General features: G+C 72.1%; 23 protein-coding genes and 1 pseudogene. 13 read left to right on the top strand and 11 right to left on the bottom strand.

Features of this window, described 5'->3' with window-relative positions; genetic code table 11:
- Positions 1-127 precede the first annotated feature (127 nt).
- Positions 128-1,777: a methane monooxygenase gene (locus ACWED2_RS46055; protein WP_449696847.1), complete on the bottom strand. Its 1,650-nt coding sequence runs from the start codon at positions 1,775-1,777 to the stop codon at positions 128-130.
- A 103-nt stretch (positions 1,778-1,880) separates the two neighbouring features.
- Positions 1,881-2,111 carry a hypothetical protein gene (locus ACWED2_RS46050; protein ID WP_449696846.1) on the bottom strand — a complete coding sequence of 77 codons (231 nt, stop codon included), beginning with the start codon at positions 2,109-2,111 and terminating at the stop codon, positions 1,881-1,883.
- A gap of 137 nt (positions 2,112-2,248) precedes the next feature.
- On the opposite strand from ACWED2_RS46050, the gene ACWED2_RS46045 reads away from it, so the two are divergent.
- A complete protein-coding gene (locus tag ACWED2_RS46045) occupies positions 2,249-4,036 on the top strand; it encodes a sigma-54-dependent Fis family transcriptional regulator (protein ID WP_449696845.1) in 1,788 nt (595 codons plus the stop codon).
- A gap of 40 nt (positions 4,037-4,076) precedes the next feature.
- Here the strand turns inward: ACWED2_RS46045 and ACWED2_RS46040 are convergent, their stop codons facing one another.
- Positions 4,077-4,784, bottom strand: coding sequence for a DUF4142 domain-containing protein (locus ACWED2_RS46040; RefSeq protein ID WP_449696844.1), 708 nt, complete (start codon positions 4,782-4,784; stop codon positions 4,077-4,079).
- 221 nt (positions 4,785-5,005) lie between these two features.
- Between ACWED2_RS46040 and ACWED2_RS46035 the strand changes: the two genes are divergently transcribed.
- Both ACWED2_RS46035 and ACWED2_RS46030 read left to right on the top strand, forming a co-directional pair.
- A complete protein-coding gene (locus ACWED2_RS46035; RefSeq protein ID WP_449696843.1) occupies positions 5,006-5,464 on the top strand; it encodes a MarR family winged helix-turn-helix transcriptional regulator in 459 nt (152 codons plus the stop codon).
- 118 nt (positions 5,465-5,582) lie between these two features.
- A complete protein-coding gene (locus ACWED2_RS46030; protein WP_449696842.1) occupies positions 5,583-5,996 on the top strand; it encodes a DUF5655 domain-containing protein in 414 nt (137 codons plus the stop codon).
- Between the two features lie 3 nt (positions 5,997-5,999).
- Here the strand turns inward: ACWED2_RS46030 and ACWED2_RS46025 are convergent, their stop codons facing one another.
- Positions 6,000-7,262, bottom strand: a complete 1,263-nt coding sequence (locus ACWED2_RS46025) for a YncE family protein (RefSeq protein ID WP_449696841.1) — start codon at positions 7,260-7,262, stop codon at positions 6,000-6,002.
- A gap of 151 nt (positions 7,263-7,413) precedes the next feature.
- Between ACWED2_RS46025 and ACWED2_RS46020 the strand changes: the two genes are divergently transcribed.
- Positions 7,414-8,532 carry a helix-turn-helix domain-containing protein gene (locus ACWED2_RS46020; RefSeq protein WP_449696840.1) on the top strand — a complete coding sequence of 373 codons (1,119 nt, stop codon included), beginning with the start codon at positions 7,414-7,416 and terminating at the stop codon, positions 8,530-8,532.
- Positions 8,533-8,542: 10 nt separating this feature from the next.
- Complete coding sequence (locus ACWED2_RS46015; protein ID WP_449696839.1) at positions 8,543-8,992, top strand: HIT family protein; 450 nt, start codon at positions 8,543-8,545, stop codon at positions 8,990-8,992.
- Here ACWED2_RS46015 and ACWED2_RS46010 read toward each other — a convergent pair.
- On the bottom strand, positions 8,989-9,198 hold the full coding sequence (locus ACWED2_RS46010; RefSeq protein ID WP_449696838.1) for a DUF2945 domain-containing protein: 210 nt from the start codon (positions 9,196-9,198) through the stop codon (positions 8,989-8,991). The genes ACWED2_RS46015 and ACWED2_RS46010 overlap by 4 nt on opposite strands.
- A gap of 70 nt (positions 9,199-9,268) precedes the next feature.
- Here ACWED2_RS46010 and ACWED2_RS46005 point away from each other — a divergent pair.
- Positions 9,269-10,021 (top strand): annotated as a pseudogene (locus ACWED2_RS46005) (class I SAM-dependent methyltransferase); the annotation flags it as partial.
- Here the strand turns inward: ACWED2_RS46005 and ACWED2_RS46000 are convergent.
- From ACWED2_RS46000 to ACWED2_RS45985, 4 genes are read right to left on the bottom strand one after another with little or no spacing between them, the layout of a single operon-like run.
- The gene (locus ACWED2_RS46000) at positions 9,984-11,231 is read right to left on the bottom strand and encodes an FAD-dependent monooxygenase (protein ID WP_449696837.1); all 1,248 of its coding nucleotides are present in this window, start codon (positions 11,229-11,231) and stop codon (positions 9,984-9,986) included. The pseudogene ACWED2_RS46005 and the gene ACWED2_RS46000 sit on opposite strands and share 38 nt — an antisense overlap.
- A gap of 31 nt (positions 11,232-11,262) precedes the next feature.
- Positions 11,263-14,253 (bottom strand): ATP-binding protein, encoded by a 2,991-nt coding sequence (locus ACWED2_RS45995; RefSeq protein ID WP_449696836.1) that lies wholly within the window; start codon positions 14,251-14,253, stop codon positions 11,263-11,265.
- A gap of 27 nt (positions 14,254-14,280) precedes the next feature.
- Complete coding sequence (locus ACWED2_RS45990; protein ID WP_449696835.1) at positions 14,281-15,345, bottom strand: winged helix DNA-binding domain-containing protein; 1,065 nt, start codon at positions 15,343-15,345, stop codon at positions 14,281-14,283.
- Entirely contained in the window at positions 15,342-16,469 is a 1,128-nt protein-coding gene (locus tag ACWED2_RS45985; protein WP_449696834.1) for an epoxide hydrolase family protein, read from the bottom strand. Before ACWED2_RS45985 ends, ACWED2_RS45990 begins: the two co-directional genes overlap by 4 nt.
- A 62-nt stretch (positions 16,470-16,531) precedes the next feature.
- Here ACWED2_RS45985 and ACWED2_RS45980 point away from each other — a divergent pair, with 62 nt between their 5' ends.
- A complete protein-coding gene (locus ACWED2_RS45980) occupies positions 16,532-17,500 on the top strand; it encodes a helix-turn-helix transcriptional regulator (RefSeq protein WP_449696833.1) in 969 nt (322 codons plus the stop codon).
- Here ACWED2_RS45980 and ACWED2_RS45975 read toward each other — a convergent pair.
- Entirely contained in the window at positions 17,469-17,948 is a 480-nt protein-coding gene (locus ACWED2_RS45975; RefSeq protein WP_449696832.1) for an SRPBCC family protein, read from the bottom strand. The two genes, ACWED2_RS45980 and ACWED2_RS45975, sit on opposite strands and share 32 nt — an antisense overlap.
- Before the next feature lies 1 nt (position 17,949).
- Positions 17,950-18,285, bottom strand: a complete 336-nt coding sequence (locus ACWED2_RS45970) for an ArsR/SmtB family transcription factor (RefSeq protein WP_310975725.1) — start codon at positions 18,283-18,285, stop codon at positions 17,950-17,952.
- 90 nt (positions 18,286-18,375) lie between these two features.
- On the opposite strand from ACWED2_RS45970, the gene ACWED2_RS45965 reads away from it, so the two are divergent.
- The 6 genes from ACWED2_RS45965 (at position 18,376) to ACWED2_RS45940 (ending at position 24,526) form a co-directional block, all read left to right on the top strand.
- Positions 18,376-19,593, top strand: coding sequence for an ROK family protein (locus tag ACWED2_RS45965; protein WP_449696831.1), 1,218 nt, complete (start codon positions 18,376-18,378; stop codon positions 19,591-19,593).
- A 101-nt stretch (positions 19,594-19,694) separates the two neighbouring features.
- On the top strand, positions 19,695-20,714 hold the full coding sequence (locus ACWED2_RS45960) for an ABC transporter substrate-binding protein (RefSeq protein WP_449696830.1): 1,020 nt from the start codon (positions 19,695-19,697) through the stop codon (positions 20,712-20,714).
- Positions 20,711-21,484 (top strand): ABC transporter ATP-binding protein, encoded by a 774-nt coding sequence (locus ACWED2_RS45955; RefSeq protein WP_449696829.1) that lies wholly within the window; start codon positions 20,711-20,713, stop codon positions 21,482-21,484. Before ACWED2_RS45960 ends, ACWED2_RS45955 begins: the two co-directional genes overlap by 4 nt.
- Entirely contained in the window at positions 21,481-22,323 is an 843-nt protein-coding gene (locus ACWED2_RS45950) for an ABC transporter permease (protein ID WP_449696828.1), read from the top strand. Before ACWED2_RS45955 ends, ACWED2_RS45950 begins: the two co-directional genes overlap by 4 nt.
- A complete protein-coding gene (locus ACWED2_RS45945; RefSeq protein WP_449696827.1) occupies positions 22,320-23,633 on the top strand; it encodes an LLM class flavin-dependent oxidoreductase in 1,314 nt (437 codons plus the stop codon). Before ACWED2_RS45950 ends, ACWED2_RS45945 begins: the two co-directional genes overlap by 4 nt.
- Entirely contained in the window at positions 23,630-24,526 is an 897-nt protein-coding gene (locus ACWED2_RS45940; protein ID WP_449696826.1) for a TauD/TfdA dioxygenase family protein, read from the top strand. The genes ACWED2_RS45945 and ACWED2_RS45940 overlap by 4 nt, the downstream gene beginning before the upstream one ends.
- Positions 24,527-24,616: the final 90 nt, after the last annotated feature.

The raw sequence follows: 24,616 nt of genomic DNA, 5'->3' as shown, positions 1-24,616 counted from the left end.
CTACGACGTCCCCCCCCTTTTCCCCGCGGCCGCTTTTTTTCTCACCCTGGGTCCCCCGTCTCGCGGGGGCGTGGTCTGTTTTATTTAGGGTTATAACCCGAATTACCACTCACGACCGGTGGGCGGGTCAGGCCTGCGGCGCCGGGCGCCCGGCCGGGCCCTGGCGGTTGTAGTCGGCCACGAACGCGGCGCGTTCGGCGTCGGTCATCCGGTTGAGCAGCACGTTCGGCGACTGCACCTCGGGCATCCGGCGCAGGTGGTCGAGCGTCCACATCTTCTTCGGGTCGAGGTCCAGGTGCGGCTGCGCGACCATCGTCTTGCCGTCGTCGCGGACGAAGCCCATGTCGGAGACGACGTCGGCCCAGTTCCAGCCGTGGTAGAGCGTCTCCCACTCGCGGGCGCCGACCAGCTGGCCCATGTTCGGGGTGTTGCGGCCCTGGTAGGTGGGCCGGAAGGCCTCGGCGTCGGTCCAGCGGCAGGTCTCCGAGCAGTACGTCCGGTGCTGGCCGTCGACCTGGTCGACCACCATGTCCTCGCGGATCAGGCAGGGCACCATGCAGGTCCAGCAGCGGTGCGGGTACACGTAGCCGACGTCTTCGGCGACGATCGGGTGGTGCCCGTTCGGCGTGGCGAGGCGGTTGTAGTTCTCCCACCACTTGCCGTACTTGTCGTACCAGCCCGGGTACTTGTACTCGAACCACTCGAAGTCCTCGTCGGTCATCGGGTCGATGCGCCAGTAGTTGGCGAGCCACCCGGTGGCGAAGAACTGCGCGACCTCGTGGACGTACCCCTTGTTCCAGATCCGGTTCCAGGCTTCTTCGATGAGGTCGTGCGGGATGACGAGCCCGTACTTCTCGAGCGGGACGAGGTAGGAGCGGTAGTAGTCGTCGTAGATCCAGCGGCGCCACATTTCCGCGTAGCTCTCGCGGTCCTTGCGGCGGTCCTTGGTGCCGTACTCGATGAACGTGCCGATGGCGGCGTCGACGACGGCGTGGTTGTTCCACCACGCGTACCGCAGGTCGCGTTCGAGCAGCTGGTGGTTGCTTTCGTCGGACAACGCCATCAGCAAGGTCGCGTAGCCGTTGCTGATGTGGCGGGATTCGTCGGACTGCACCGAGTGGAACACCGTGGGCAGCAGGTAGTCGCCGTTCGCGGCGGCCTCGGCCGGCATGGCGACGAACAGCGTGTTCGTGAACGCCGTCTCGGCGACGATCGTGAGGTAGATGCTCGCCGCGGTGATGGCGTCACCGGTGATGAAGCCTTCGGCGAACTGGCGGCCGATGGTGCCGCAGTAGTCGTTCTGGAAGTTGCGCAGGCTCGAGTTGAAGCCCGCCGGGTCGATGTAGTTCTGCATGTACAGGCGCTTGAGGTTCTGCTGGATCGTCGAGTGCCGGACTTCGTCGATCATCTGGATCGCCTGGCCGTTGTGCAGTTCCGGGTTGGGCACCGTGCGGAACAGCAGCGGCATCGCCCGCGCGGCCGAGATCTCCGGCAGCGGGATGATGGACAGGAAGAGCTTCTGCCACTCCAGCCAGCGCTCCTGGACCTGGCGGAACATGTTGCCGCGGATCGCGCCGTCCTCCGCGCCGTAGACCCGGTGGTCCTTTTCCTCCTGCATCGGGAAGTACGAGCGGAGGACCTGCTTCAACGGGTCCTTCTTCTTGGCCTTCTGGAAGGTGTAGTCGGTGCCGTAGTGCGAAACCGGGGTGTGGTACGCCGGTTCCCACGACAGTTCCTGGATCTTCTGGTGGGCTTTCGCCACACTTTGGCGACTCATGGATCACTCCTTGTCCGTGGTTCGCCACCCGGGGCGTCCTGCGGTGACCATTAGGACGGCATCCGTGGCAGGCGCGGGTCTCAATCTGAGACAGAGCCGCTGCTCAGGGGTTCTCGAGCAGCCGGGCGCGCAGGGCGGCCAGCTCGTCGTGGATCCCCGCCTGCACGCGCGCGTCGCCCTCGACGGTGGGGACGATCCCGAACGCGCGCAGCAGCGCCGCGGCGGGCTCGCCGGGGTGGCCGGCCGCGCCGAGCTCCGGGTGCAGGCCCTGCTCGGCCAGGTGCGTGAAGACCAGGTTGACGATCGTCCAGGGGTTGTACGTTTCGGCGGCCATCCCTCCATGGCACCGCCGCCGCGCGCGGAGCAGCGTCTCAATTTGAGACACCGGCGCGGGCATCGCACGCCTAGGCTGGACGGGCGGCACAACGGGTGTGCCCGCACCCACGTGGGCCGCGGGGAACTGGAGGTCACGTGGACGAGATGGCCCTGGTCGCCGACGACGAACTCGCCCGCACCCGGGTGCGGTTCCTCACCGCGGAAACGGTCCCGGCCGACACGGTCCGGCCGACGATCCTGGCCTCGTGGCGGCGGTCGCGGGAGTTCCAGGTCGAAGCCGACCGGATCGACCCGCTCTACCTCGGCGACCAGAACCTCGACATCCCGCTCATGCGCGGCGCCGAACCGGTGCTCCACAAGCTGGGCGAGCAGTTCGACGGCCAGCCGATCAGCCTGATCCTCACCGACGCCAGCGGCGTCGTGCTCACCCAGCGGACCGGGGACGCCGACCTGGCCCGGCACCTCGAGCGCGTCGAGCTGGTGCCCGGGTTCAGCTACGGCGAGCAGTCCGTCGGCACCAACGGCATCGGCACCGCGCTGGAGGACGGCCGCCCGACGACGGTGTTCGGGCACGAGCACTACGCCGAGCACCTGGAGAACCTGGCCTGCGCCGGCGTGCCGATCCACCACCCGATCTCGGGCAAGAAGGTCGGCGCCGTCGACCTCACCTGCTGGTACAAGGACGCGGGCGGCCTGCTCGTCGCGCTGGCCCGCTCGACGGCCGAGCAGATCCGCCAGGCCCTGCTCCGCCACAGCGACCTGCGGGAGATGCTGCTCTTCCAGGCCTACCTGCAGACCTGCCGCCGGTGGACGGGCATCGTGCTCGCGTTCAACGAAGACATCGTGATGATGAACGACCGGGCGCGGCAGCTGCTCGACCCGGCCGACCAGTCGGTGCTGCTGGGCCACGCGACCGAAGCCCTCGCCGACGGCCGCCGGACGCCCGCGACACTGTCGCTCTCCAGCGGGCTGCGCGTCCGCGTGCTGTGCCGGCGCGTCCCCGGCCGTCGCGAGTCCGAGACCGCGGGCGGCGTGCTGTCGGTGAAGCTGATCGAGGCCGAGGAGACGCTGGCCGTCCCGACCCCGATGCTGCCCCTGTACCTGCCGGGTGTCGTCGGCTCGGCGCCGCTGTGGCTGCGCTGCGGGCACGAGCTCGATTCCGGCCACGAGCGCGGCGAGTGGGTCGCCCTGGAAGGCGAGCCCGGCACCGGCAAGCTGGCCCTGGCGAAGGGCCTCCACCAGCGCCACCACCCGGCGGCCCGGCTGCTGACCGTCGACGCGGCGGCGCCCGGCACGGACTGGGCGGCGCTGCCGCGCGAACACGCCGAGGCCCCGATCCGGACGCTGGTGATCCGGCACGCCGACCGCCTGAGCGCCCCGGCCGCCACGGCGCTGGCCGCGGTCCTGCGCACCCTGCGCGAGGACGCGAGCGCGCCGTGGGTCGTCGTCACCCTCGTACCGGAGGCCGAGACCGAACCGGCGCTGGCCGAGCTGCTGAAGTTCTTCCCCCGGACGGTGCGGGTGCCGCCGCTGCGCCACCACGTCGAAGACCTCGCCGAGCTCGTGCCGCTGGTGCTGAGCAAGCTCGGCTACGGCGGACGGCTGACGTGCTCGGCCGCGGCGCTGCACCTGCTGATGCGGGCGGAGTGGCCGGGCAACACCGGCCAGCTGCACCAGGTGCTGCGCACCGCGGCCCAGCGCCGCCGCGCGGGCACCATCCGCCCGGGCGACCTCCCGGCGGAGTTCCACGCGGTGACCCGCCGTCCGCTGAACCGCTTCGAGTCGATCGAGCGGGACGCCATCGTGCGGTGCCTGGAAGACGCGGACGGCAACAAGGTGCGCGCGGCGAAACTCCTGGGCATCTCCCGGGCGACGATCTACCGCAAGATCCACGAGTACGGCATCGTGCCCCCGGCCCGGTAGCCGCCCGCATCCCCGGCGGGCGGCGACCGGCGCGCCGGCGTCACTTCGCCGGCGGGTTCACGGCCGTGGCGACCTCCTCGATCGTCTTGGCGTCGACCAGGCCGGTGTCCTCGAGGACCGTCATGTGGTCGAGGACGGTCTGGTTGGCCTGCGTCGCGTGCCGCCGGATGACGTCGTTCTGCGTACCGGCGCGGACTTCGGCGATGGTCGCGAAGATTTTGCCGTGCGACGCCCGCAACACGTTCGCGAACAGCTTGTCGAACTCCGCGCCCTTGGCGTTGGTCAGCTGGCGGACCCAGTCCTGCTGTTCGGCGGTCGCCTTGTCCGGCAGCGGCACGCCGAGCATCTTCGCGTCCTCGCGGACGAGCTGGTCGAGGTGCGAGTGCCCGTCCAGCAGGTGCAGCCCGGCCCGCTTCACCTGTTCGCTGCTGGCGTTGGTCTGCGCGAGGTCGCCGGCGGGGATCTCCCACAGCCCGGCCTGACGGACCTTGACCAGGAACGTCTTGTCCAGCTCGGTGACCGGGCCGGCGCCGGCGACGTCGTTCGTGGCCGCGGCCTGGGCGGCCGAGCCCATCTGCATGCCGGCCATGTTGTGCGCCGGGACCTGCGCCTGCGTCGAGCCGGGCGCGGTCTGGGCGTTGGCCTGCAGCACCATCACCGAGCCCACGCCGACCACGGCGAGCGTGGCCACGACGACCAGCGCGGTCCGGGCCTTGGCGCGGCCCGTCATACCACGGTGATCCGGCATGGTTCCTCCTTCTGACGACAGTTCGGGTACGCGGTACACGGACGTCGCCACGCGGAGGTTCAGCGAAATCCGAAGAAATTTCCTTGCGCACCAACGGAATCAGCGTTCAGGCGCGCCAAAGACAGCGAAAGGAGAAGAGCGGCCGATCCGGCCGGACACCGCGGCGAGCGCCGGGGATGTCCATCTTGACCGAAGCTCTTGCGATTGGCAAGTATTGCGGCATGCAACCCCACGAAGACGCGGACGTGGCCGCCCTCGACAGCCTCACCGTGGTGCTGGTCGGCATCGCGTGGGAATGCGCGCACGCGGCCCCGCCCGAGGTGTCGTTCCCGCAGACGCGGCTGCTGCTCGTCCTCGACCGCCTCGGCCGGGTCCCCAGTTCGCAGCTGGCGGCGGCGATGGGCGTCAACGCGTCGTCGGTGACGCGGCTGGCCGATCGCCTCGAAGCGCTCGGGTACGTGGCCCGCGGCCGCAGCCCGGGCAACCGCAGCGTCGTCACGCTGGAGGTGACCGAGTCCGGCCACGAGATCGTGGCGCGGATGCTCGAGCGGCGGCAGGCCGCACTGGGGGCACTGCTGGACAAGCTGCCGCCGGCGGAACGGGCGGCCGCGGGCGAGGCGGTCCGGCAGCTGGTGCACGCGGCCGCCACCATCCCGGCGCTCGGCCCGGCCGCACTGTGATGATCCGGCCAAAAGTAGGCCGCCCCCGCGCGGCACGTCACTCTTGCCGCGAAGTCATTCGGCCGTGGCTGTGGTCGGATCAGCACCGATCAACACTGTGAGTGCCATCCTGGACGGCATGGCGACCCGGTGGACCTGCCCGCGCTGCGACCGTGAATTCGCGCGCGCCGGCCAGGGGCATACCTGTGTCCCCGGCTGCACGGTCGAGGAGACGTTCGCCGGGAAGGCGCCGTGGCAGCGCTCGGTTTACGACGCGGTGATCGAGCACCTGCGCACCCTGGGCGACGTCCACGAGGACGCCGTCAAGGTCGGGGTGTTCCTGAAGCGGGACCGGAAGCTGGCCGAGCTGCGCCCGCGGTCCCGGGACGTGCTGGTGTACCTGTGGCTGCCGAGTCCCGTCGAAACGGCCCGCATCGCCCCGGCGAGCTGGGCGAGCGGGCCGCGGGTCGGGCACCGGCTGAGCCTGCGCGCGGTGTCCGATGTGGACGAGGAAGTCCGCGGCTGGCTGACCGCGGCCTTCGCCGTCTCCTGAAGTTCAGGACCCGGTGGGTCCGGTCCACCCTTCCCGCACGTGGCCGATGCGGACGCGCTGCGGGTGGTCGCCCACGGGCACCGACAGGAGCTTCTGTCCGGTGGCGAAGTCGATCGCGGTGACCTGGTCGGCGCCGGCCTCGGAGATCACGCACGCCTGGCCGTCGCCGCTCACCGTCGCCCAGTACGGCTTCACCGCGGGCACCAGCGTGGCCTGCTGGAGGGACGCGCGGTCGACGACCGTCGCGTAGTCGTCCATCGTGCCGGCGATGCAGAGCTTGGTGCCGGCCGGGTTCATCGACATGCCGTGGTGGCGCGAGTCGTTGACGAAGGTCTTGCGGTCGTCGCTGGTGGCCGAGTTCTTCGGCAGCTCCTTCACGCGCGTGATCTTGTCGGTGGCGACGTCGTACTCGGCGAAACCGTTGAAGAACGACACCTGGAAGTACAGCTTCGACCCGTCGGGGGTGAACGCGACCGGGCGCACGGCGTCCGAAAGGTCGCTGCGGCCGAAGGCGTCGAGCCGCTGGCGCATGTCGATCACCTTGACCTGGCGGAAGGTCGCGGCGTCGACCACGGTGATGTGCCGGTCCCCCTTGGTGAAGTCCCAGCCCGGGTCGTCGAGGTCGGTGTTGACTTCGCCGATCGACATGTTCCACAGGTACCGGCCGCCGTCGGTGAACACGTTCTCGTGCGGCTTGTCGCCGGTCGCGAAGGAGCCCACCTGCTGCCCGGTGACGATGTCCAGCACGTGCACGGTGTTGGACGTCGAGGCGGAGACGGCGACGCGACGGCCGTCCGGCGAAACCGCCATGTGGTCGGAGCGGAAGCCCGACACCGGGAAGCGCCAGTTGATCCGGCCGGTCGTCAGGTTGATCGAGACGACGTCGGCGAAGCTCGGCCGCGACGCCACCACCGAAGAGCCGTCCGGCGTGGTGTACATGTCGTCGACGAACTGGTCGTGCCCTTCGCCGGGCCCGTTGCGGATGCCGAGGAAGAAGGCCAGCTTGATCGGGTTGAGGTAGATCTCCGTGAGGCGCTGGTCCTTGTCCGGGATGATGTTCACCCGCGCGATCCGGGCGAACGAGCCGCGGGACTGGATGACGTCCGCCGTGCCTTCCCAGTTGTTGCCGACGAACATCACCTCCCGCAAGGCCGCCGCGGCGCCGGTGGCGGGCACCGCGGCGCCGGTCGCCAGCAGGGCGGCGGATGCGGTGAGGCAGGCCAGTCGGGAGAGGTACGACCGCTTACGACGGGGCACAGGGGACACCTTTCGACATTGAAGAGGTGCGGCGAATTGGCGGAGAATCGAGGTTACTGTCCGGTATTCTCACGATAACCGGCCACCGGAGCCGCTCCGGTAGGGCCGCTCGCCCAACATCGCGGCCACGGCGTTGTGGCCCTGCCACAACGGAGGTGCCGTGCCGGCCTCACCGCTGCTCCGGCAGGTGCTCGACGCGATGGCCGCCGACGACGCGGTGGTCGACGAGCTGGTCAAGGCCGCGCGCAGCCAGTCGCCCGAGGTCGCGCGCCTGCCGGAAGCCGAGAACCGGCGGCACGTCCGGTTCCTGCTCTCCGCCGCGCTGCGCGCCACCACGAACCCCGACACCGCGGACTACACGACCGCCGAGGCGCTGGGCGCCGACCGCGCCGAGCAGGGTGTCCCGCTCGCCGACCTGCTACGCGGGGTCCAGGCCGGGCGCACGCTCGCGGCACGTTTCGCCGTCGAACGCGCGCGGGCCGCGGGCCTGCCCGACGACGTCATCCTCGAAACCATCCTCGAGGCCGAGCGCTACACCGGCGCGCTGGAACGGCACATCGTCAAGGGCTACCACGCCGCCGAGCTGCAGCTGTCGCGGACGGTGCGTGACGCGCGGACCCAGCTGCTGCGCACCCTGCTGCTCGCCGGGCACCCGCCCACGCCGGAGGAGCTCCGGCAAGCCGGGCTGCGTCCCGAAGGCCGGTACTCCTGCGTGGTGTCCGACGTCAGCGACCCGGCACGGGCCCGCACGCTCGAACAGGCGTTGCTGGAGTTCGGCGGGGTGTACGGGCTGGTCGAGGGCAGGTTGACCGGCTTGGCGGCGCGCCCGCCCGCCGGGATCGCCCTGGCCGAGGGCGTGCTGGTGATCGTCGCACCGCCGGCCGCCCTGCCCGAGCTGCGGGAGGTGCACCGGCTCTGCACGGCCGCGGCCCGGATCGCCGGCCCCGGCCACCACGACCTGACCGCACTGGCGGGCGAAGTCGCGTTGACGGCCCAGCCGCTGCTGGCGGACCTGCTGACCACGGATTTGCTCGGCGCGCTCGACCGGGCCAACGCGTTCCACCGTGAGCTGGCCGCGACGGCGCTGGCCTACCTCGACCACGGCCAGCGCCTGCGCCCCACGGCCGAGGCGCTGCACCTGCACCCGAACACGGTCCGCTACCGCCTCGACCGGCTGGCCGAGCTGACCCCGGTGGCGCTGGCGGAGAACAGCGCGGGCCGCGTGCTCGACGCCGTGCGGTCGTGGTGGGCGCTGCACCACTGGCTCGGTGGCCGATAGGGTCGCCCGCATGGCTGAGCTCCGCCGCATGCCGTCGACCACATCGACCGGAGAATGCGTTTTCTGCGCCATCGGCTCGGGCACGGCGCCGGCCGCGTTCGTGCACGAGGACGACGACTTCGTGGCGGTCGTCGACCTGCGCCCGGTGACGACCGGCCACCTCCTGGTCCTCCCCCGCACGCATTTTGCGGACCTCGCCGGCCTGCCTCCCGCGCTGGGGTCGCGGATGTTCGCGATCGCCCAGGAACTGGCGGCGGCCCTGCGGCGCACGGACCTGCGCTGCGAGGCGATCAACCTGTTCCTGGCCGACGGCAAGGCCGCGGGCCAGGAGATCCCCCACGTCCACCTGCACGTGATCCCCCGGTTCGCGGGCGACGGCTTCGTGCTGGACGCCGACTGGCGCGTCCGGTCGCGCGAGGAGCTGGCCGAGGTCGCGGACAAGGTCCGCGCGGCGCGTTAGGCCTTGTGGAGCTTGTCCGGGTGGTGCACGGCGGTCTTCCCGGACTTCTCGCTGCGGACGAGGTACTGGGGCTCGTCGGGGGACGCTTTGACGTCCCGCTTGCCGGCGTGAGTGTCCTTGGTGAGCTTTTCCTCGACCGTGCCGACCGAGCTCTGGTTGCCCGCGTCCCACCGGACGCGGTCGCCTTTCTCGAATTCCTGGGTCATGCCGCGGGAGTACCCCCGGGACCGCCCGCTCACCACCGGATCCGGCGGCGGGCACCGATACGGTGAACCCGTGGAGCAGAACGAGCGGCTCCGGCACGCCTCGTCGTTCGGCGCGGCGGCGGCCGAATATGCCGAGCACCGCCCGGACTACGCGCCGGCCGCGGTGCGCTGGGCCCTCGCCCCCGCACCCGGCCCGCGGGTGCTCGACCTCGGCGCCGGAACCGGCAAGCTCGCCGCCACGCTGGTGGCCGCCGGTGCCGAGGTGACGGCGGTCGAGCCCGACCCGGCCATGCTGGCCGAACTGGGCCGCACCCTGCCGGAGGTCCGTGCCCGGCCGGGCCGCGCCGAGGCCATCCCGCTGCCGGACGCCTCCGTCGACGCGGTGCTGGCCGGCAACGCCCTGCACTGGTTCGACATGACGGTCGCGGGCCCCGAGATCGCCCGGGTCCTGGTGCCGGGCGGCGTCCTGGCCGGGCTGTGGAACGTCGTGGACGACCGGGCCGGCTGGGTGGCCGGGCTGGCGCGGGCCGCCGGGAGCGCGGTGATCGGCCCGCGGGACACGCCCACCGGGTGGCGCGCGGAAACAGCCGAGATCCTTCCGCCCCGGTTCGGGACGCCGGAGCGCGCCGGGTTCCCGCACGGACAGCGCCGCACGGCCGATTCCCTGGTGGCGGCCCTGGCCACCCGGGCGGGCGTGCTGGTGATGCCGGACCGGGAGCGGGCGGACACACTCGGCCGGATCCGGGCTTTCCTCGCCGCCGAACCCGAGACCGCGGAGGGCGAGTTCACCCTGCCGATGCTGACCTGCGTGCTGCGCGGCCGACACGATCCCCTGCGCCAGCCGCGTAATCCGGCAGCTCCAACGCGTTCGCCGCTTCGCGGATGGGGCGGGACATCTGCTCCAGGACGCGGTTGCGGCCCGGGAGGTACGGCATCAGCTTGATCATCCGGGTGTTGAACCACGCGAACGCCCGGGACTGCGGGATGATCCCGCGCAACGCCGTCTTCGCCAGAGCCTGGTTCTTCTCGACGTACGGCCGCATCAAGGCTTCGTACCGGGGCAACGCCTCCGAGAAGCCCGCGGCCAGCTCGCCCGCCAGGACGTACGCGCCCGCGAGCGCCAAGCTCGTTCCCTGGCCCGACGCCGGGGACGGGCAGTAGCCGGCGTCGCCCAGGAGGGTCACCCGGCCGGTCGACCAGCGATCCATGACGATCTGGCACACCGGGTCGAAGTAGAAGTCGCCGGCCGAGCGCATGGCGTCCAGCAGCGCCGGGATTTCCCAGCCCAGGCCCGCGAACCGGTCCGCCACGATGTCCTTCTGCCCGTCGACGTCCCGGCGGTCGTACCGCAACGGGGGCGCCGTGAACCAGAACGCCGCCTTCGCGTCGTCCGCCCGCGCGGTGCTGTAGACGTTCACCATCCTGCCCGCGGCCGCCGAGTGCAGCAGCTCCCAGCGGTCCAGCTCGAAGCTGTTCGGCACCGTCGAGATGGAGATGTACGCGTCGAACCGGCGCAGGTGGTTCTCCTCCGGGCCGAACGCGAGCGCGCGGACGCCGGAGTGCAGGCCGTCGGCGCCGACGACCAGGTCGAAGGTGCGGGGCGCGCCGTGGGCGAACGTCACCTCGACGCCGTCCGGACGCTGGTCGAGGCCGGTGATCCAGTCGCCGAAGACGTACTCCGTGTGCGAACGGGTGGCGTCGTACAGGATCCGGGCCAGGTCGCCGCGCAGGATCTCGGTGTCGTCGCCGTGGCGGAAGCCGAACGTGTCCGCGTCGAGGGTGGCCACCTGCTTGCCGCGCCGGTTCACGAACGCCGCGCCGCGCATGTCGGTGCTCGCCGCGTGCACCTGCTCCAGCAGGCCCATCCGGCGGACGACGTCGACCGCGACACCGCGGATGTCGACCTTGTAGCCGCCTTCGCGCAGGCTCGGGGCGCGCTCGACGACGGTGGCGCGGAAGCCGTGGTGGTGCAGCCACCAGGCGAGGGCGGGGCCGGCGACACTGGCGCCGGAGATCAGGATGTGCTTCGTCATGTCCCGAAGGATCGGCGCGGCCGCCGACCGCTCACGAACCGAGCGCGAACCGCCGCTGACCGGCCTCTTCGACGGCCTGTTCGGGCGGCATCCGCCGGCCGCGGTCGAACGCCTCGGCGTAGGCCGGGGCGCCGAGACGTGTCCGGACGCCGTCCGACACCGACAGGACGTCGGCGTCCCCGGCGACGGGCGTGCCACGCAGCCCGACCGCCACGCCCAGCAGGAACGCCGCCCGCTCGTCTTCCGCCCGCCCGGCCAGGACTCCGGCCAGCCCTTCGAGCGCCTGGGCCGCGCCGGGCAGGTTCCCGTGTTCCAGCGCGGTGGCCAGGGCTTCCTGGTGCAGCTCGGTCGCCTCGTCCAGGCGGCCCTCGACGGCCGCCGTCCAGCCGAAGCCGGTGTGGACGCGGATGCGCGTCTCGCCGCCGGTCACCGGATCCGTGGCCAGCGCGAGGGCCGAGGTGTACCAGCGCCGGGCCGCGGCCAGGTCGCCCGCGCGCCGCGCGATCTCGCCCAGGCCGCCGCGGGCCCGGGCGAGCGTCACCGGGGTGCCCGCGGCGCGCGCCTGCTCGGCGGCGGCTTCGTAGTCGGCCTTCGCGGCTTCGGCGTCGCCCTGGCGCAGGACGCCGTCGGCGCGGCGGCAGAGCAGGTCGGCGGCGTCCTCGGCCGCGCCGAGCTCGCCGGCCAGCCGGACGGACGCGTCCATCAGCTCGCGGAACCGGGCGTGGTCGCCACGCCAGTCCGCGAACTCCGCGAGCTTCTCCAGCGCGCTCGCCTCGCCCCAGCGGTCGCCCAAGGTGCGGAACCCCTCGAGTGCCGCCGAAAAGTGCGCTTCGGCTTCGGCGATCCGGCCGCGGTACTGCGCGCCGAGGCCGTCGCCGATCCGCGCGAACGCCCGTGACCACGCGTCCGGGCCGATCAGCGCGGCCAGCCGTTCGCCGTCCTCGGCCTTGGTGCGCGGGGAAAACGCCCACAGCAGGAACAGGTACGGGTGGCGCAGCGGCCCGTCGAGCCGCGGCAGGACCGGCTCGATCGCGACGTCGGTGGCCGACGCCTGGATCGCGCACAGGACGTACTCCTCGGCCAGGCCCGGCGGTGGCTCGGGGCCGACGGCGGCGAGCACGGCGTCCGCGGTCGACGTCGCCTCGCTGCGCAGGCCGCGCAGCCACCAGTACCAGGACAGCGCGGCGACGAGCCGCAGCGCGGTCTCCGGCTCTTCGGTGGCGCTCCAGCGCAGGGCCGCGTGCAGGTCGGCGTGTTCGGCGGTCAGCTCGGCCAGCGCGGTCAGCTGGTCCGCGCCGCGCAGTTCCGGCTCGCGGGCGCGGGCGAAGTCCAGGAAGTACCGCGCGTGCGCCGCATGCCGGTCTTCGCCCTGCTCGGCGCAGAACGCGCGGATGGTCTCCAGCATCCGGTACCGGCCGCCGCCGAACTCGACGAAGGACTTCTCGACCAGCCCGGTGAGCACGACGTCGGGGACATCGCAGACGCGCTCGACAGCGGCCGGCCGCGCGCCGCCGGCGAACACCGCGAACCGGCCGGCCAGGAGCTGTTCGTCGGCGTCGAGGAGGTCCCAGCTCCACTCGACGACGCCGCGCAGGGTCCGGTGCCGCGGCTCGGCGGTCCGGTCACCGCGCGAGAGGAGCCGGAACCGGTCGCCGAGCCGGGCGGCGACGTCGGCCGCGGACAGCGACCGCAGCCGGGCGGCGGCGAGCTCGATGGCCAGCGGGAGGCCGTCGAGGGCGGCGCAGATCCGGGTGACCACGTCCGGCTCGGGGGCCTGGCCGGGTGCCACGGCCGCGGCGCGGTCGGTGAACAGGCGGGCCGCGGCGTCGGCGGGCAGCGGGCCGACGGCCACCAGCGTCTCGCCGGTCAGGCCGAGCGCCTCCCGGCTGGTGGCCAGCACGCGCACGCCGGTGCACGCCCCCAGCAGGCGCCGCACGAGCCGGGCGGCCTCGGCGACGACGTGTTCGCAGTTGTCCAGGACGAGCAGCAGCGGCCGGTCGGCGAGCCCGGCGGCCAGGCGGTCGGCCGGCTCCGCGGCCGCCCCCGGCGTCAGCACGCCCTGTTCACGCAGGCCCAAGGCGGCGAGCACGGCACGCGGGACGTCGGTCGTGGTCGCCAGTTCGACGAAACAGACCTCGCCGTCCGCCTGGGCCGCGGCTTCGACGGCGAGCCGGGTCTTGCCCGCGCCGCCCGGTCCGGTGAGCGTGACGAGCCGGTGGTCGCGCAGGGCGTCGGTGAGCCGGTCGAGTTCGGCGCGGGCGACGAACCCGGTGAGCGGCACCGGCACCCGGCGCGCCGGAGCAGCTTGGAGCACCGCGATGTGCGCGTCGGCGAGTTCTGGCGATGGGTCGGCGCCGAGTTCGTCGGCGAGGCGTTCCCGCATTTCGGCGAACACGGCGAGGGCTTCGGCGGACCGGCCACTGCCGTGCAGGGCCCGCACGAGCTGGGCGGTGGGGCGTTCGCGCAGCGGGTGTTCGCGGGTGAGTTCCCGCAGCTCGGCGACGAGCCGCTCGTGGTGACCGAGCGCGAGCCCGGCTTCGACGCGGTCCTCGGTCGCGGCCAGCCGCAGTTCCGCCAGCCGGGCCGCCCGCGGCGGGTCGGCGAGCCCGTCGAGCGCGGGGCCGCGCCACAGCGCGAGTGCTTCGGTGAACAGCTCGAGTTTCGCGGCGGGATCGGGAGTTTCCCGCGCCTGCGCGGTGAGCCGCTCGAACCGGTGGAGGTCGACGTCGGCCGGATCGACGGCCAGGCGGTACCCGGCGGGGGTGAATTCGACCAGGCCGTCGGGTGCGCCGCCGTCCCGCAGCCGCCGCCGGAGCCGCGAAACCTGGGATTGGAGGGCTTCGGCGGCGCCCTCGGGCGGGTGCTCGCCGTGCAGGCCGTCGATCAGCCGCTCGGCGCTGACGACCCGCCCGGCATCGAGGGCGAGAAGGGCGAGCAGCCCGCGCAGCTGCGGCCCGCCCAGGGCGACCGGGGTCCCGTCGGGACGGCGGGCTTCGACCGGCCCGAGGATGGCGAACTGCACACGGGAAATTCTGGCCCACGACGTCGCTCAGTTTCCGGTGATTCGCACAGACCGCTCCCCCGCGTCGAGGAACTCCAGCAGCCGCCCGGCTTCCTCCTCGATCTCCGTCCGCTCCGCCGCCGGCAGCCGGTCGTGCGCGGTGACCTCCAGCCGGTCGGCGTGCAGGCGCCAGTCCGCGCGGTAGAAGCCGTCCACGAGCAGCGTTCCCCGCGAAGCGCCGTTGCCCGGCGGCAGCGGGACCCGCCGCCCGGGCGGGAGCACCCGCGCCCGGTCGGCGTGCGCGAGCAGCACGTTGTCGTACTCCGGCAGGAACCGCGCCGGCGCGGGCGTCGAAGGGTCCGGGAGCAGGCCGTCTTCCACGTCGTAGAGCACCTCACCGGACTCCGCGCGGAACGTGCGCAGGTCCATCGGCTCGACGACCTCGCGCAGCTTCGTCAGCCCGGACCATGCCTGGACATCGGCGACCGAGGCCGGGCCGAACGCCTGCAGGTAGCGCCGCACGACGTCCTCGATCGGCGGCTCTTCGGCCAGGGGACGGCCGAGCCAGCTCTCGAGGGTGGTCAGCGTGGCCGGGCCCGTCGACCCCCACACTCCGCGGGGTGTCACTTGCGCGGTCGGCACCAGGTAGCCGACCGCGTACGACAACGCCTCGGCGTCGTGCGAAGGCCACCGCGAAGCCAGCGCGTCCTGCAGCTGCCGCCGGCTGCGGGGCCGCTCCTCCAGCAGCTCGCGGCCGAAGCGTGCCACCGCGGCCAGGTCGGCTTCACCGACGCGGCGGCCGAAGTGGCCGGTGTAGCCGCCCGCCACCACGTGCTGGACCAGCGGGCGCAGCACCCGCGCGTCCTCGGCGAGGACCAGGTGGACGGTCCCCCGCATCAGCAGCCCGCGCACCGCGTCGCGGCCGGTGACCAGGGCCGCCAGCTCGTCCGGGCGGAACCCGGCAATCCGGGTCCACAGCCCGACGTACGGTGCCAGCGGCGCCTGCGCCTGCATCCCGACGAGGTGCGCGAGCATCGCCGCGGCCGGCATCGACGTCCGCTCGAGGAGGTGCTGCCGCGCGAGCAGCGCCCGGTTGAGCGCGCGGACGTTCACGGCCGCAGCCCGCGGAAGAACGCGCGGATGTCGGCGACCAGCAACTCGGGCTCCTCCATCGCCGCGAAGTGACCGCCTGAAGCGAACTCCGACCAGTGCGCGATCTTCTCGTCGGGGTCCATGATGCGCCGGACCACCGATGAGGTGTTGAACACCGCCCAGCCCGCCGGGACGTCCGACAGTGCCAGCCAGCCGTGCGCCGCGTGGGCGGCCTCGTACAGGAACCGGGCCGCGCTCGCGCCGCTGCGGGTGAACCAGTAGAGGCTGACGTTCGTCAGCAACCGGTCGCGCCCGACGCCACCCGCGCCGGTCCACGCCTGGAACTTCTCCGCGATCCAGGCCAGCTGCCCGACCGGGGAGTCGGTGAGCGCGGCCGAGATCGTCTCGGGTTTGTGCGACTGGAGGTCGAGGTAGCCGCGGCCGGCTTTCCACGCCTCGCGCGCGGCGTCCAGTTCGGACTGCTCGGCCTCGGACAGGTCGTCCGGCAGCGGCAGCTGCTCACCGGCCAGTGCGATCGTGCCGCGGTCGCTGTTGACGTGGGTGCCGATGACGCGGTCCGGGTACAGCGCGGCGAGCCGGCCGGTGACGCCCGCGCCGATGTCGCCGCCCTGGGCGGCGAACCGGTCGTAGCCGAGCCGGGTCATCAGCTCGGCGAACGCGTCGGTCGTGCGGGCCAGCTCCCAGCCGGGGCCGCTCAGCGGCGTCGAGAACCCGAACCCGGGCACCGACGGGACGACGACGTGGAACGCGTCCGGGCCCGGCTCGGTCAGCGGGCCGATGACGTCGAGGAACTCGGCGACCGAGCTGGGATAGCCGTGGGTGAGCAGCAGCGGCACCGCGTCGGCCCGGGTCGAGCGGACGTGCAGGAAGTGGATGGTCTGGCCGTCGATCTCGGTCGTGAACTGCGGGAACGCGTTGAGCGCGGCTTCTTGGGCGCGCCAGTCGAAGCCGGCGCGCCAGTACTCGGCCAGCGCCCGGACCTCGGCGGCCGGGATGCCGCGGGACCAGTCGGGCTCGTCGCCGGGCACCGGGTCGGCGAACCGGGCGTCGGTGAGGCGGCGGTGGAGGTCGTCCAGCTCGGCCTGCGGGATGTCGATGCGGAAGGGGTGGATTTCGTTCGTCATGAGAAGCACGCTAGGAGCCATCGCGGAAGACTTCCTTCCGCGATTCGTGCGATCCTCGGAGAATGTTGCAGACCTCCGCCCGGCTCCTCCGGCTGCTCTCGCTGCTCGAGATGCGGCGCGACTGGACCGGTGCCGACCTGGCCGGCCGGCTCGGCGTCTCCGCGCGCACCGTTCGCACCGACATCGGCAAGCTGCGGGAACTCGGCTACCCGGTCGAGGCGGCTCCCGGCGTCCAGGGCGGCTACCGGCTCGGCGCGGGCGCCCAGCTCCCTCCGCTGCTGCTGGACGACGACGAAGCGGTGGCCGTCGCGGTCGGCCTGCGCACCGCGGCAGGGGTCGCCGGCATCGGCGAGACGTCGGTGCGCGCACTCGCCAAGCTGGAGCAGGTGCTGCCGTCGCGGTTGCGCCACCGGGTGCGGGCGCTGCAGACCGCGACGGTCGCGGTGCCCGGCGCCGGCCCGTCCGTCGACGCCGACGTGCTCACCGCCATCGCGGCCGCGATCCGGGCGGGCGAGCGGCTGCGGTTCGACTACACGAGCCACCAGCGCACGCCGAGCCGCCGCGACGTCGAGCCGCACCGGCTGGTCAGCTGGGGGCGCCGCTGGTACCTGGTCGCCTGGGACACCGCGCGCGACGACTGGCGCACCTTCCGGGTCGACCGGATGACGCCGAAGGTGCCGAACGGCCCGCGCTTCACCCCGCGCGAGCCACCGGAGGGCGACGTCGCGCAGTTCGTCCAGCGCAGCGTCGGCACGGCGACCTGGCGGTTCCACGCCCGGGTGCGGCTGCACGCCTCGGTGGAGTACGTCCGGGACCGGCTGCCGATCGCGGTCGACGTCACGCCGGAGGGCCCGGACCGCTGTGTCGCCGAGGTCGGGTCCGACCACGCGCAGATGCTCGCGCTGTACCTGGGCCTGCTCGACGTGGATTTCGAGGTCCTCGACGCGCCGGAGCTCGCCGAGGCGCTGGCGAAGACGGCCGAGCGGTTCCTGCGGGCCGCTAGCGCAGGGAGTCCGCCAGCTCCTGGATGATCTCCATCTGCCCCCGCGCGCCGACCTCCATGCCGGACTGCAGGATCGTGTCGCGCAGTTCCTTGCTGCCGGTCTCGGTCAGCAGCTCCAGGCGCGTGCGGTCGCCGTCGAGGGCGGTGAAGGTGACGGTGTTGAGCGGGCCGTCCACGTCGTCCGGGTCCACCCCGGGCAGTTCGAAGACTTCGGTGTAGACGATCCGCTCGTCCGGCACGATCTCGCGGTACTCGCCGTGGAAGCCGACCTCGGCGCCGTCGTTCGTCTTCAGCACGTACCGCCAGCGGCCGCCGGGCCGCAGGTCGAGCTTGACCTCGGTGGTGGTCCCGCGGTGGCCGCTCCACCAGCGGCTCACCAGCTCCGGCGTGGTCCACACGCGGTAGACCAGGTGTCTCGGCGCGTCGAACTCGCGCGTGATGAGGATCCGGTCGTCGGCGGGGGTGGTGATCTCCACGTCACTGCTCCTGTTCCTTGAGTTCTTCGAGGACGTCGTCCATCAGGTCGAACCGCGCCGCCCAGGTGCGTTCGTAGCGCTTGACCCAGTCGTGGATGGGCTTGAGCGCGGCGCCGTTGAGCCGGTAGAGCCGCTGGCGGCCGTCGCCGCGCACGTCCACCGCGCCGACTTCGCGCAGCACCCGCAGGTGCTTCGACACCTGGGGCTGGGCCAGGCCGAGCAGGTCGACGAGGTCGCCGACCGACCGCTCGCCGTCCATGAGGACGTCGAGGATCTGCCGCCGCCGGGGCTCGGCGACCGCGTTGAAGGTGTCCGCCGTCGTCGCTGCTCGTGCCACGCGGCTCATCATATGCCCATATGGGTATGCGTCAAGCCCGCATCCTGGGCACACTGGGCGGACATCGCTCCGTCTGCGACGATCGGGGCCATGACCAGCCGGGCGACGAGTCCACAGAGGACAGACGCGCGCGGGGCCCGGCGCAGCGCCAGTGCGAGCGCCGTCCTGCGGACGGTGCTCGACGACGGCCCGATCGCGCGCAGCACCATCGCGCGGCGCACCGGGCTGTCCGCCGCCGCGGTCACCGGGCACACCGCCGAGCTGGCCCGGCTCGGGCTGCTGCGCGAACTTCCGGAAGCGGAATCACGCGGGGGCGTCGGACGGCCGCACGTGCCGGTCGACCTCGACACCGGGCGGCACGTCGCCGGCGCGCTGCACCTGGCCGTGCACCACGCCACCGTCGCCCTGCTCGACCTGCGCGGGAACGTGCTGGTGCAGCACGAAGAACCGCACGACGGCCTGGCCGCGGAAGACCTGCTGGCCCGGGCCGCCGAGATCCTCGACGACCTCCTGCTCGGCCACACCCCGGACCGCGAGCCGCTCGGCCTCGGCGTCGCCACCGGCGGCTGGGTCGACCGCGCGTCCGGCACCGTGGTCGAGCACCCGTTGCTGGGCTGGCAGAACGTGCCGGTCCGCGACCTGCTGGCCCACGGCACCGGGCTGCCCGTGGAGGTCGACGGCCACGCGCGGGCACTGGTGCACGCCGAACGGCTCTTCGGGCACCCGCGGGCCCGGGACAGCGTCATGCAGTTGTTCACCGGCAACGTCGTGGACGCCGCGTTCGCCACCGGCGCCAGCGTGCACCACGGGCCGCGTTCGGCCGCGGGCGCCGTCGCGCACCTCCGGGTCGACGACAGCGCCGAGCCGTGCCGGTGCGGACGCACGGGCTGCCTGGAGGCCGCCGTTTCGGAAGCAACCCTCGCGCGCAAAGCCGTGGAAAACGGACTGCTCGCGCGCCCGGACTTTCCGGAATTGCTCGCGCTCGCCATAACCGGCAATTCCGCGGCGGTGCGGATGTTCCACGAACGCGCCCGGCTGATCGGCCAGGCGGCGGCATTGCTGCTCGACGTCCTCAATCCCGCCGTGCTCGTGGTGGTCGACCGGAGTGTAGCCCACGTGCCGAGCTGCCTTCCCATCATCCGGGACGAGGTCGGCGCCCGGTCCCGGTGCCCCGAACCGGCGGAAACCGTTGTGGGCACCAGCTTCCCGGGCACCGAGCTGGCCACCGCCGGCGGCGCGGTACTCCTGGACGTGCTCTACGAGGACCCGCTCGGTCCGCTTCTGACCGGGTTGCCGCGCGCCTCGTGAACCAGCCGAGTTATTTCACTGACTCGCAAAATTGACCGTCCGTCCGGGTGCCGCCAACAATTGCGGCAACCCCACCGACTCCCGGAACGGACGAAACCACCGTGAAGAAAACCCTGCCCCTGTTCGCCGCCGCCGTGATGCTGCTGGCCGGCTGCGCTTCGGCGACGGCCACCGGTGCGCCCGGGCAACCGGAGAAGCTGGAACTGCGCTACCAAGGCAGCGCGAACGCCGTCACCCTGCCCGAACTCGCCGAAGACCTGGGCTACTTCGGCCCGGTCAAGCTGAAGTGGGTCGGCAACACGATCAGCGGCCCGCAGGACATCCAGTCCGCGGCCACCGACCAGACCGACTTCGGCGGCGCCTTCACCGGCGCCGTCGTCAAGCTCGTCGAAGCCGGCGCGCCGGTCAAGGCGGTCGTCAACTACTACGGCTCCGACGACAAGGCCTTCATCGGCTTCTACACCAAAGAGGACAGCCCGATCCGGACCGCCCGCGACCTGATCGGCAAGAAGGTCGGCGTCAACACCGCCGGCGCCAACCTCGAAGCCGCGCTCGACACCTGGCTGAAGGGCCAGGGCCTCTCCGACGACGAGATCAAGCAGGTGCAGCTCGTCGTCATCCCGCCGGTGAACGCCGAACAGGCCCTGCGCAACGGCCAGCTCGACGTCGCCGCGCTGCAGGGCATCCTGCAGGACCACGCGCTGGCGGCCGGCGGCGTGCGCCCCCTGTTCACCGACGTCGGCGCGTTCGGGCCCTACAACGGCGGCCCGTACGTCCTGCGCACCGACTTCATCAAGAAGTACCCGGAGACCGCGAAGCTCTTCGTCTCGGGCGTGGCGCGGGCCATCGAATGGGAACGCACGACCCCGCGCGAGGAGGTGATCGCCCGCTTCACGAAGATCATCAAAGCCCGGGGCCGCAACGAAAGCACCGACACGCTCAAGTACTGGAAGAGCGTCGGGATCACCCACGGCGGCCTCATCTCCGACGCGGACTACACGCGGTGGGAGCCGTGGCTGAAGCAGGAGGGCTACCTCAAGCACGACAAGATCGACACCTCGAAGCTCTACACCAACGAGTTCAACCCCTACCGCGACGGCGCCCCGGCGGTGACCAAGTGATCAGCATCCGCTCGGTCACCAAGACCTTCGGCGCACTGACCGCGCTCGACGACGTCTCCCTCGACATCGCCGACGGCACGTTCCTGTCGCTCGTCGGCCCCAGCGGTTCGGGCAAGTCGACGCTGCTCGACCTGCTGGGCGGGCTCGCCACCCCGACGTCCGGCGAGGTGCTCATCGACGGCGAGCCGGTGCGCGGCCCCGGTCTCGACCGCGGGGTCGTCTTCCAGCAGTACGCGCTGTTCCCGTGGCGCACCGCCCGCGCCAACGTCGAGTTCGGCCTCGAAGGCGGGTCGCTCGGGAAGCGGCAGCGGGCGGAGCGGGCCCGCGAATACCTCGCGCTGGTCGGGCTGTCCGGCTTCGAGGACCGCTACCCGCACGAGCTCTCCGGCGGGATGAAGCAGCGCGTCGCGATCGCCCGCAGCCTCGCCTACGACCCGGCCGTGCTGCTGATGGACGAGCCGTTCGCCGCGCTCGACGCGCAGACCCGCGAGCAGCTGCAAGAAGAACTCCTGCGGATCTGGCGCCGCACCGGCAAGACGATCGTGTTCATCACCCACGGCATCGACGAAGCCGTCTACCTGGGCCAACGGGTCGCGGTGCTGACGTCACGGCCCGGGCGGCTCAAGGCCGTCGTCGACGTCGACCTCGGCGACCGCACCGGCGACGTGCGCTCCGGCCCGGAGTTCGGGCGGCAGCGCCACCGGCTCTGGGAGCTGCTGCACGACGAGGTCCGCAAGGCGGCCGAACACGAACGGAGCGCGGTTCGATGACCACCACCCTCGAAGCCCCCGCCGTCCACACCAGACGCGAGGATCCGCTACCGAAACCGCGCCGGTTCACCAAGCAGCTCACCCGGGCGGTACACGCGTCCGCCGCGGTCGTCCTGTTCGTGCTGCTCTGGGAGCTGGTCCCCCGGTTCGTCCTCGACGAGAGCACGCGGACGTTCCTGCCGCCGTTGTCGGAGGACCTGCAGGCGCTGTGGGAACTCGTCCTCGACGGCGAACTCGCCGACCACCTGCTGGCCAGTGTCGGGCGGTCCACGGCCGGGTTCGCCGTGGCCGTCGCGGTCGCCGTGCCGCTCGGCCTGCTGATCGGCTGGTACCGGCCGGTGGCGCGGTTCCTGCAGCCGCTGCTGGAGCTGGCCCGCAACACCGCCGCGCTGGCGCTGCTGCCGGTGTTCACGCTGCTGCTGGGCATCGGCGAACTGTCGAAGGTCAGCCTGGTGGTGTACGCCTGCGTGTGGCCGGTGCTGCTCAACACGATCGCCGGGGTCAACACCGTCGATCCCCTGCTGGTCAAGGCGGCCCGCTCGCTGGGCCTGTCCAGCCCGCGGCTGTTCCGGAAGGTGATCCTGCCCTCGGCGGTGCCGACGGTGTTCACCGGCATCCGGATGGCCGCGTCCTACTCGATCCTCGTGCTGGTGGCCGCGGAGATGGTCGGCGCGAAGGCCGGCCTCGGCTACCTGATCAACACCAGCCAGGTGAACTTCCAGATCCAGCAGATGTACGCCGGGATCATCGCGGTCTCGGTGCTCGGAGTCCTCGTCAACGCCGGCTTCGTCGCCCTCGAACGGCGGTTCTCGACCTGGCGTCCCAAGGAGAAAGCATGATGCACCTCAACGCGTTCGTGATGCCGAACGGCCACCACGAAGCCGCGTGGCGGCACCCCTCGACCGACCCGCACCGGGCCCGGACGCTGCAGCACTACGTCGACATCGCGCGCACCGCCGAGCGGGGGAAGCTCGACTCGCTCTTCCTCGCCGACGGCGTCGCGTTATGGGGCAACGTCAAGCACAACTCGCACAGCCACTTCGAACCGCTGACGCTGCTTTCGGCCCTCGCCGCGTCCACGGTCCACATCGGACTGATCGCGACGGCGTCGACGACCTACAACGAGCCCTACCACCTGGCCAGGAAGTTCGCCTCGCTCGACCACCTCTCCGGCGGCCGCGCGGGCTGGAACATCGTCACCTCGGCGGGCATCGACGAGGCCCGCAACTTCAACCTGGCCAAGCGCCCGGCGCACGCCGCGCGGTACGACCGGGCCGAGGAGTTCGTCGAGGTCGTCAAGAAGCTGTGGGACAGCTGGGACGACGACGCCGCGCTCGTCGACCGGGCGAGCGGTGTCTACGCCGACACCGGCCGGATCCGCGCGATCGCCCACGACGGCCCGCACTTCCAGGTGCAGGGCCCGCTCAACATCGAACGCCCGGTGCAGGGTCACCCGCTGCTCGTGCAGGCCGGTTCGTCGGAAACCGGCAAGGAATACGCGGCCCGGCACGCCGAAGCCGTGTTCACCGCGCAACAGACGTTCGCCGAGGGGAAGGCCTTCTACGACGACGTCAAGGGCCGGCTCGCGAAGTACGGCCGCACGCCGGACGAGATCAAGATCCTCCCCGGCATCTCGCCGATCCTCGGCCGCACCGAAGCGGAAGCACGCGAGCGCGAGGCCGAGCTGAACGCGCTGATCACCCCCGACTACGGGCTGCAGCAGCTGTCGAAGATGCTCGACCACGACGTCACCGGCTACCCGCTGGACGGCCCGCTGCCGGAGGTCGGCAGCTTCACCGAAGGCGGTCAGAGCCGGTTCGACCTGGTCGTCGGCCTGGCCCGGCGCGAGGACCTCACCATCCGGCAGCTCCTCGAACGGCTGGCGGGCGGGCGCGGGCACCGCGTCTTCGCCGGTACTCCGGTCCAGGTCGCCGACGAGCTGGAGGCGTGGTTCCGCGGCGGCGCCGCCGACGGCTTCAACGTCATGCCGCCCACCCTGCCCGGCGGGCTCGACGACTTCGTCGACCTCGTCGTCCCGGAACTGCAGCGGCGCGGGCTCTTCCGCACCGAGTACTCCGGCACCACGCTGCGCGAGCACTACGGCCTCGCGCGGCCAGTCAACCGAAACCGAGTGAAGGAGCCCGCATGACCACCATCGGTACCGACGTCCGCAAGCTGACCGGGAGGATCGGCGCCGAGATCGTCGGCTTCGACCCGGCCGGCGACCTCGACGCCGCCCAGGTGGCGTTCCTGACCGACGCCCTGCACGAGCACAAGGCGCTGGTGTTCCGGAACGTCCGGCTCGACGACGAGGGCCAGCAGCGGTTCGCGGCACACTTCGGCGAGCTCACCAAGGCGCACCCGACGGTGCCCGCCGTCGAGGGGGCGCCGACGATCCTGCCCGTCGACAGCGAGCGGGGCCGCGCCAACCACTGGCACACCGACGTCACCTTCGTGCTCAACCCGCCGAAGGCCAGCACGCTGCGCAGCCTGGTGGTGCCGCCCTACGGCGGGGAGACGCTGATCGCGAACGCCGCCGCGGCCTACCGGGACCTGCCGGAGCCGCTGCGCGCGTTCGCCGACACGCTGCGGGCGGTGCACACCAACGACTACGACTACGTGCAGCCGCCGGAGACGGTGGACGAGCAGGAGCGCGAGCGCCGGGCCCAGTTCGTCTCGCGGAAGTACCGGACCGTGCACCCGGTGGTGCGGGTGCACCCGGTGACCGGCGAGCGCGGCCTGTTCATCGGCGGGTTCGCCCAGCGGATCGAAGGGCTTTCGGTGGCCGAGTCACGGGACCTGCTGCGGCTGCTGCAGTCCTACGTCACGCGGCCGGAGAACGTCGTGCGGGTGGCCTGGGAGCCGGACCAGCTGGTGCTGTTCGACAACCGGATCACCCAGCACTACGCGATCGACAACTACGACGGCCTGCCGCGGCGGCTCAACCGCGTCACGGTGGCCGGCGACATCCCGGCCGGCATCGACGGGCGGTCCAGCGAGTCGCTCGAAGGTGACGCCTCGCACTACACCTCCGTGGCTTAGTGGTCGGTTTCGGAAGTTCTTCGGGGGTCGTGTCGACCCCGGATCAGTAGGGGTTGTCCAGGTAGAGGCGGCAGGCGCAGTCGAGGGCTT

This window comes from Amycolatopsis sp. NPDC005003, assembly GCF_053600695.1.
Note: the sequence above shows the minus strand (reverse complement) of the source record. Positions and strands in the feature narration are given on the sequence as shown.